The organism is Enterococcus sp. 10F3_DIV0382 (assembly GCF_002140245.1).
Classification (GTDB): domain Bacteria; phylum Bacillota; class Bacilli; order Lactobacillales; family Enterococcaceae; genus Enterococcus_B; species Enterococcus_B lactis.
On the sequence record NZ_NGMF01000003.1, the window covers coordinates 14,163 to 22,164 of the forward strand.

The following is an 8,002-nucleotide window of genomic DNA, read 5'->3' on the forward strand; positions in this document are numbered from 1 at the left end:
GTATATATATAAGTTCATGATTATGGTAAAATATATATATAATCATGAACTCAGAATATTTTTAAGAAGGGAAACAATAGTGAGCTATAATGTACAACCGTTAAGGACAAATGAAGAGATACAAGATTTTCAGTTTTGGCTAAGAAGAACAAGTAATCCAGAAAGAGATAGTTTTTTATTTTTGTTTGGAATCAATAATGGGTTACGTATGTCAGATATTATAGGATTAAAAGTTGGAGACATACGAGGTAAAAGTAAGCCTATTATTGTTGAACATAAAACAGGTAAGCGAAAACCGATTTTTATAGATAATTTGAGAGAAGAGATTTTATTATATACTGAAGGTAAAGAAGAAAATGATTGGTTATTTCCAAGTCGGCAACAAGGTCGACATATAACAAGGGATCGTGTCTATCAGATATATGCAGATATAGCAGAAAAATTAGGAAGAGATGATATAGGAACACATACATTAAGAAAAACTTTTGGGTATCACTACTACAAGAAAACTAGAGACATTGCTACCTTAATGTTTATTTTTAATCATAGCTCGCAAGCAATTACAAAAAGGTACATTGGTATAACTGAAGATGAAATAGGGGCATCGTTACGTGGTTTTAAATTGGGAGGCTAATTGAGATATTAGGATATATTTTTTGTGTATAATGAAAACTTAGAAGGCGAGATTAATGAAGATAACTGAATTTTCGGAAGTATTTAAAACGTTTAGTAACATTTACAATAGAATACCAGAGATAGAACAAAACGTTGTAGTTGATAATGATTATTATATAGAGAATGATTTGGTTCTGTTGCAAAGTTTTAAATCTACTATCAAATAAGGTAGAATAATAGAAAAAGATAGCAGGAGGAATGACGATGAGTCATTTTAAAGGAAAGCAATTTCAGCAGGATGTGATTATTGTAGCCGTGGGCTACTATCTTCGTTATAACCTTAGCTATCGTGAAGTTCAAGAAATCTTATATGATCGTGGCATTAACGTTTCTCATACGACGATTTATCGTTGGGCGCAAGAATATGGCAAACTACTCTATCAAATTTGGAAAAAGAAAAATAAAAAATCCTTTTATTCATGGAAAATGGATGAAACGTACATCAAAATTAAAGGAAAATGGCATTATTTGTATCGAGCCATCGATGCAGATGGTTTAACCTTGGATATTTGGTTACGTAAAAAACGGGACACACAAGCAGCCTATGCTTTTCTTAAGCGGTTAGTGAAGCAGTTTGATGAACCGAAGGTTGTAGTCACAGATAAAGTCCCCTCTATTACAAGTGCCTTTAAGAAACTAAAAGAATACGGCTTTTATCAAGGGACAGAACATCGTACCATTAAATACCTGAATAATTTGATTGAACAAGACCATCGTCCAGTAAAGAGACGCAATAAATTCTATCGAAGTTTACGCACTGCCTCTACCACGATTAAAGGCATGGAAGCCATTCGAGGATTATATAAGAAAACCCGAAAAGAAGGCACTCTCTTCGGGTTTTCGGTCTGTACTGAAATCAAGGTATTATTGGGAATCCCAGCTTAAATCATAGATACCGTAAGGGATTTTATTCTTTATTTAAAACTTTGCAACAGAACCGCACGTCCCATTCGGTTAGCGATTTCAACCGGCTTATTATGTTGAAGATAATATGATTCTATCATTGTCAGTTCGTTTATGGTAAGATGTTTGTAGGTCATTTATGGTTACACTCCTTTGTTTTCTTTCGTCGGAAATACAATTTGAGTGTACCATAAATGCCTTTTTATTTTTCTAACTTAATTTTACAATTCGCGTAATATAAAAATGATAATGAAGCTTGCCTTTAAAGTTGGGCTTTTATCTAATTTTAGAGACAGGCTTCATTATTATACTATTTTTTACTATATTTACAAAGCGTTCAAAGCATCAATTGTAGCTGCATTGTCTATATGAGTATATAAAGTTGTTGTATTTGTACTTGTATGTCCCAATTGTTGGGCAGTTAATACCAATGAATTTGTCTGTTGATAGAGTCTAGTAGCCAAAGTATGACGTAATTTATGTGGACTGACTTGGACTCTGAATCCTTTTGAATATTTTGCTACCATCCGTTCGATTGCAATACCGGATATACGCTTGGCTTCTCCTTGATAAATTGCTAGAAATAAAGCTTTTTCGTTTTCTGTTACTTTGTATCGTTCTTTCCGAATAGCTAGATAATTAGCTAAATATTCCATTGCAAATGCTGCTATATTTACTGCGTCTCTCTTATTTCCTTTTCTAGTTACTACCACATTATTCTTTTCTAAAGATAGGTCATCTAAATTAATATTTACAACCTCGGAGAGTCTTAATCCAGATCCTAAAATCAATGCATTGATCGCCAGGTCTCTTTCTACATCTCGTTGATAATAGATCAAAGCTCGTTTGCTCAAAGTTTTTTTATATTCATTGGCAATATAATCTAGATAATTTTGTGTATCTTCGTCTAGAAATAATTTTTTCTCGATTGCGTTTGCACGGGCAGCTAACGTAGTTTTATCTGTGATAGTTGCTACTTGATCCATAGGATTATTTTCTAAGTATGGTTTTCCTAAAGGATTATTGGAACTTTTCGAAAGATATTTAAATAGAACCTTTAATGCTGTGATATTTCTATTGATAGTAGAAGTAGATAGACCTAAGTTATTATTATCTTTGAGCTTAGTTTTTGTTGTCTCTTTTTTTACATTTTCCTTTGTGCGACGTTTCAAATGAGATTTGTACAAGTTTAGATCATAGGCAGTTAACTGTCTTATCGAGGTGATTGAAGTATCAGGAACGATAGACTCACTCAGAAGCCATTCATAAAAGAGCTTATAATTTTTTAGATATTCTAAAGTAGTTCGAGGTGATTGATCTTTATCCTCACGATCTTGAACAAAATCTTTTATATAATCGGGCATATGAAGTATGATTGTATCTATTTTTTGATATATTTCTGTATTTTTCATGTTATTCATCCTTTCGATAAGTAGGGGAGAGGAGTATTTCTATAATTGGACTATACCAATTATAGAGTGTTTTGTCAATTGGTATACTCTGAAATTTATTAATTTATTTCAAAAAAGCAGATAAATAGGTATAGATTTAATAATTCGCCGATTGTAAAATTAAGCTAGACAAATAAAAAAGTCATTTGTGCTACACTCAAGATAGTTCCCGCAAAAGAATTATAAGGAGTGAAGACAAATGACCTATACCCATCTTACATCAAATGAACTTGCAATGATAGAGGCGTATTATAATAATCATCAATCTGTAGCCAAAACCGCAGTACTATTGAATAGATCTAGACAAACGATTCATAAAGTTTACCATCTTATCAGATGAACAAACAGAATATATTCAAAAGAGGGTTGTTCAAGGTTGGACACCTGATGTGATTGTTGGCCGTGCAGATTTTTCTATTTCTTGTTCTATGCGTACACTTTATCGTATGTTTAAACAAGGCGTATTTGAAGTGACTCACCTACCTATGAAAGGAAAACGTAAAGCCAACGGACACAAAGAAACTCGGGGAAAACAATCTTTTCGTCGATCACTTCGTGACAGAGGAAATGATTATTCTAAATTCAATCAAGAATTTGGCCACCTTGAAGGGGATACTATTGTAGGTAAAAAGCACAAAAGTGCTGTTATTACCCTCGTTGAGCGATTATCTAAAGTAATCATCACTCTTCAGCCAGAAGGCAGACGAGCTATAGATATTGAAAATCGTTTGAACCAATGGATGCAATCTGTACCTAAGCATCTATTCAAATCAATGACTTTTGATTGTGGAAAGGAATTTTCAAATTGGAAATCAATCAGTAATATCAATGATATTGATATCTATTTTGCAGATCCTGGTACACCATCACAAAGAGGTTTAAATGAAAACTCTAATGGTTTATTACGTAAAGATGGTTTACCAAAGCAAATGGACTTCAACGAAGTTGATGAATCTTTTATCCAATCTATTGCATCGAAAAGAAATAATATCCCTCGAAAATCATTAAACTATAAAACACCAATAGAAGTATTCTTGAGTCACATATGCAAAGAGGAATTGTCTAACTTAATTTGACAATTAATAATTTAAAATAAATGGTATACATGAATAGGAAAGGAAACAGAAGGAGGCAATCTTAATTTTTTAAATTGTCTAAATTATATAGAAAGAACAATCTTTCTATAGAGTTAGACATGAGAGGGACTACGATTGATTTAAAATCAATAAGCGTATATACTGTATATACAAACAAAAAAGGGGAGAAGACTATGGCAATCAAAGAAAGAAAATTCAGAGAAGTAGGGAATTCAGTAGTATTAACTATTTCAAAGGAGTTTCTTAAAGAAAATGGGTTAAATCCTGGAGATACGGTTTTTTTAGATGAAGAAAAACTTCGAGCAGCAATTACAAAAAAACAAACCTTATCTGATGAGATCGATGTAGCAATATCTCAAGCATTAACTGAATATGATACTACTTTTAGAGAGCTTGTCGATAAATGAGTGTTCATTACCTAGAAGCCAAAGATGTTATAAAAATGAATGTGATCCAAATAAAAAAATACTCTCCTAATGAACCCATTGGTGTAAAGGACGCGAATGCTTTAGAACTGTGTGTAGGACAACTTCGAGCCTCAGCTTTTGGTGAAGAGGTTTATCCTTCGATTTATGAAAAAGCAGCTATCCTACTTATACAATTGATAAAGAAACATCCTTTTCATAATGCAAATAAACGTACTGCTTTCTTAGCTACTTTTGTCTTTTTGAAAATCAATGGACAGCTTTTAGCTATTGATCAAAAAGATGCTGTAAATTTAGTGGTATATATTGCTACATATGATAAGGATTTTGACCAACTAAAATATGAAGTGATCAACATTATAAAGACACATACGAAACCCATTTAAGGAGTTGCTGTATGTGTCTTTATAGTGTTATTAGCTGCTATAGCGAAATAATTGAAGTAAATTACAAATAGCTATAATTCAAATCCAACTATACAGAAAACGTAAATTTTCTATATACTTGGATATGCTGGAATGTTTAAGAGAATAATTACATTTCTAGAAAATACAATAAAAATTACAGGATAATTAGCCATATCCTACCTCCTCTAGCAGTTGCTCAAAAGTTAGCACTAAGTAACTTCTTTTTTGTTGCTGGTAACAATTTATCAATACTAAAATAGCGTTTAAGTATCTAATAAATACTAATTTTAAAGCTCTTAATTATTATGAAACACGATATAACAATATTGCTATATCGTGCTATTGTAATATTATACATTTGAAGACAGCGTATTCTTGTTCTAATATCAGGAATTTTTTATAAATATCAGTCATATTAAGACTCAAAATTTATTGGTATGTTCCTCTGTATAGAGTTTGACCGTCTACCATTATATAGCAATTATTATCATTGTTGTCTTGCACCAATATACCGTTAAGGGTAGCACTAGGAGTAGTAACAATCACTGGAAACTCATGAGAAAGCTCGGTCATTTTTCCTGTTCTGCTAGAATCGTGTTCTATTGTCAAGCCATTTACTATAAACGTGAATACTTTACTTCCTATTGTTATAGTAGCTTTTTGAGAAACAGTTTCTGTAGCTGGAGCTGTGCTTCTTTCCGAATTTGTTAGGGTTTCACTGGATTCATTGCTATAAACAATTGTAGAGGATTCTACGGCTTCTTGAGTGTCCACGTTGGTGCTGCTAGCTTCATCTAGCTTCCTTTTGTATTGTTCGTTACTGATTGCTAAGCTTTCCCGTTGGTCATCAAGCTTATTCATTTCTGTAATGGTATAAAATAATCCTCCTGCTAGTGCTATATTAACAACTAAACTAACCGCAAATAATACCTTTTTCATTCTTCCTTCTCTTCTTTCTCTTTTTGTAATTCCTTACTTTTGGATAGGCTACAATTAACTAGACAGAAAAATTAAGGTGTGTAGACTAGAAGAAAACATACCAGGAGGAATTTTTATGTCTAAGAGAACACGAAGAACTTTTTCACAAGAATTCAAGCAACAAATCGTCAATCTTTACTTAGCTGGAAAGCCACGTGTAGAAATCATTCGAGAATATGAACTAACGGCTTCAGCATTTGACAAATGGGTAAAGCAATCTAAAACGAGTGGTTCATTCAAAGAAAAAGATAATCTTACGCCTGAACAAAAAGAATTGTTAGAACTACGTAAAAGAAACCAGCAATTAGAAATGGAAAATGATATTTTAAAGCAAGCAGCGCTGATATTCGGACGAAGAGACAAGTAATCGATGCGAATAAGCATCTTTACCCTATATCAGCGATGTGCAGAATATTAGGTCTATCACGTCAGTCCTATTATTATCAATCAAAACCAAAGAAAGACGAATCAGAACTTGAAGAAGTAGTCGCTGAAGAATTTATCCGCAGCCGAAAGGCCTATGGCTCAAGAAAAATAAAAAAAGCCTTATCAAAACGAGGCATTCAGATCAGCCGACGAAAAATTAGTAGAATCATGAAAAATAGAGGATTAAAATCGAGCTATACTGTTGCTTATTTTAAAGTACATCATTCTACTTGCAATGAAGCCAAAACGACAAACGTATTGAATCGTAAATTCTTAAGAGACAACCCATTAGAAGCGATCGTAACAGACTTGACTTATGTACGAGTCGGGAAAAAATGGAATTATGTCTGTTTCATTTTGGATCTGTTCAATCGAGAAATTCTCGGCTATTCTTGTGGAGAACATAAAGATGCCGTTCTAGTAAAAAAAGCATTTAGCCGTATCAAACAACCTCTGACAGAGGTTGAGATTTTTCATACTGATCGTGGAAAAGAGTTTGATAACCAAGTTATTGATGAATTATTAACAACTTTTGACATCAATCGATCATTGAGTCATAAAGGCTGTCCTTTTGATAATGCCGTAGCTGAATCAACTTATAAGTCGCTGAAAGTAGAATTTGTCTATCAATACACATTTGAAACCTTACAACAATTGGATTTGGAGTTATTTGACTATGTCAATTGGTGGAACCACCTTCGGTTGCACGGTACACTTGGCTACGAGACACCGGTTGGTTACCGTAACCAGAGATTGGCGCAGCGAATCCTTGATAATGAGCTCGGATGTGCTAACGCTAGCGAGGCAGTCTAACTTTAACTGTTAGCTCCTGCCGAAGATCGTCACATCTGAGGAGGCTCATTGTCAAGGACAATCGGAATAGCATACGGAAAGAAGTTCTGCACCTTATAAAATTTGTCAAAAAAACTGTTGCCATTCCACAACTTCAATACGTTTTTCCAATACTTCTTTTGCTTGTTATGGATTACATACTTCTAATACCTCAAAATTTGTAGGGAAATCTAACCCTTTAGATTTAATTTTTTCTTTAAAATTAACTTGATACAATACACCAAATTCTCTTTCTTTGAGTTTCTCAATGAGTGCTTCTGTTGCCGCTTGTAATGATTTAGTTGTTTTAACTTCATACATAAAGTTCACTTATATTCCTCCATTTTTCATTTCATGTATATTTTGTGGAATCGACTTTTTTAGAATCTGCTTTGAATATTTTATCTATTAAAGCTTCTTTGATAATAGTGTCCATGATTTGGAATTCTTATTGGATAGAAATTTCTTTCTAGAACATGATTTCGTCGAAAGTTCTCATTGGTTGAGGATAGGCATGTTCAAAACAATCAGTCCGATATCCTTTTAATCCAGTTACTGCACTATATAAAAAATTTCATCATAGTTTCGCCCTAGTCGTTCCAAAGATTCGATGACAAAAATATCCTTCTTCCTTAAAAAATGAAGTTCTTTTTGCAATTATTCTCGTGAGGTCTTCTTTTAACTACATAAAATTGTAACCACTGGTTTTAAGAGTAGTGTATCATCCCAAATCATATAATTAATTGACTGCGATTGTTATAAAACTCACGGTAAGCCATATAACTAGCAATAAATGAAGAAATCGCAGT

The 8,002-nt window shown here is 33.0% G+C and carries 8 protein-coding genes and 2 pseudogenes; 6 read left to right on the forward strand and 4 right to left on the reverse strand.

Annotated elements, in window-relative coordinates:
• Nucleotides 1-79 precede the first annotated feature (79 nt).
• Both A5849_RS13320 and A5849_RS13325 read left to right on the forward strand, forming a co-directional pair.
• Nucleotides 80-634 (forward strand): tyrosine-type recombinase/integrase, encoded by a 555-nt coding sequence (locus A5849_RS13320; protein WP_002301108.1) that lies wholly within the window; start codon nt 80-82, stop codon nt 632-634.
• 245 nt (nt 635-879) lie between these two features.
• On the forward strand, nt 880-1,560 hold the full coding sequence (locus A5849_RS13325) for an IS6-like element IS1216 family transposase (RefSeq protein ID WP_175400440.1): 681 nt from the start codon (nt 880-882) through the stop codon (nt 1,558-1,560).
• Nucleotides 1,561-1,610: 50 nt separating this feature from the next.
• Here the strand turns inward: A5849_RS13325 and A5849_RS14815 are convergent.
• Together A5849_RS14815 and xerS are read right to left on the reverse strand one after the other, a co-directional pair.
• A pseudogene (locus A5849_RS14815) lies at nt 1,611-1,715 on the reverse strand (IS30 family transposase); the annotation flags it as partial.
• A 189-nt stretch (nt 1,716-1,904) separates the two neighbouring features.
• The gene (xerS, locus tag A5849_RS13330; RefSeq protein WP_002330406.1) at nt 1,905-2,990 is read right to left on the reverse strand and encodes a tyrosine recombinase XerS; all 1,086 of its coding nucleotides are present in this window, start codon (nt 2,988-2,990) and stop codon (nt 1,905-1,907) included.
• A gap of 238 nt (nt 2,991-3,228) precedes the next feature.
• On the opposite strand from xerS, the pseudogene A5849_RS13335 reads away from it, so the two are divergent.
• The 3 genes and pseudogenes from A5849_RS13335 to A5849_RS13345 all read left to right on the forward strand — a co-directional run bounded on the left by A5849_RS13335 (nt 3,229) and on the right by A5849_RS13345 (nt 4,937).
• Nucleotides 3,229-4,105: pseudogene (locus A5849_RS13335) on the forward strand (IS30 family transposase).
• Nucleotides 4,106-4,299: 194 nt separating this feature from the next.
• Nucleotides 4,300-4,533 carry an addiction module antitoxin gene (locus A5849_RS13340; protein ID WP_002295764.1) on the forward strand — a complete coding sequence of 78 codons (234 nt, stop codon included), beginning with the start codon at nt 4,300-4,302 and terminating at the stop codon, nt 4,531-4,533.
• On the forward strand, nt 4,530-4,937 hold the full coding sequence (locus A5849_RS13345) for a type II toxin-antitoxin system death-on-curing family toxin (RefSeq protein ID WP_002330410.1): 408 nt from the start codon (nt 4,530-4,532) through the stop codon (nt 4,935-4,937). The genes A5849_RS13340 and A5849_RS13345 overlap by 4 nt, the downstream gene beginning before the upstream one ends.
• A gap of 450 nt (nt 4,938-5,387) precedes the next feature.
• On the opposite strand, the gene A5849_RS13350 is transcribed toward A5849_RS13345, so the two are convergent.
• Nucleotides 5,388-5,897: a hypothetical protein gene (locus A5849_RS13350; protein ID WP_002295345.1), complete on the reverse strand. Its 510-nt coding sequence runs from the start codon at nt 5,895-5,897 to the stop codon at nt 5,388-5,390.
• A gap of 115 nt (nt 5,898-6,012) precedes the next feature.
• Between A5849_RS13350 and A5849_RS13355 the strand changes: the two genes are divergently transcribed.
• Nucleotides 6,013-7,175 (forward strand): IS3 family transposase gene (locus A5849_RS13355; protein WP_101735382.1). Its coding sequence is split into 2 segments (ribosomal slippage): nt 6,013-6,289 and nt 6,289-7,175, totalling 1,164 coding nucleotides; the frame shifts between segments, so codons are not numbered across the junction.
• Between the two features lie 165 nt (nt 7,176-7,340).
• Here the strand turns inward: A5849_RS13355 and A5849_RS13360 are convergent.
• Entirely contained in the window at nt 7,341-7,514 is a 174-nt protein-coding gene (locus tag A5849_RS13360; protein ID WP_195805225.1) for a DUF302 domain-containing protein, read from the reverse strand.
• Nucleotides 7,515-8,002 lie beyond the last annotated feature (488 nt).

Excerpts from the sequence above, each read along its gene's own strand:
- A5849_RS13350 (WP_002295345.1), bottom strand. The coding sequence starts at position 5,897 with ATGAAAAAGGTATTATTTGCGGTTAGTTTAGTTGTTAATATAGCACTA.
- A5849_RS13340 (WP_002295764.1), top strand. The coding sequence starts at position 4,300 with ATGGCAATCAAAGAAAGAAAATTCAGAGAAGTAGGGAATTCAGTAGTA.
- A5849_RS13360 (WP_195805225.1), bottom strand. The coding sequence starts at position 7,514 with ATGTATGAAGTTAAAACAACTAAATCATTACAAGCGGCAACAGAAGCA.
- A5849_RS13345 (WP_002330410.1), top strand. The coding sequence starts at position 4,530 with ATGAGTGTTCATTACCTAGAAGCCAAAGATGTTATAAAAATGAATGTG.
- A5849_RS13325 (WP_175400440.1), top strand. The coding sequence starts at position 880 with ATGAGTCATTTTAAAGGAAAGCAATTTCAGCAGGATGTGATTATTGTA.
- xerS (WP_002330406.1), bottom strand. The coding sequence starts at position 2,990 with ATGAAAAATACAGAAATATATCAAAAAATAGATACAATCATACTTCAT.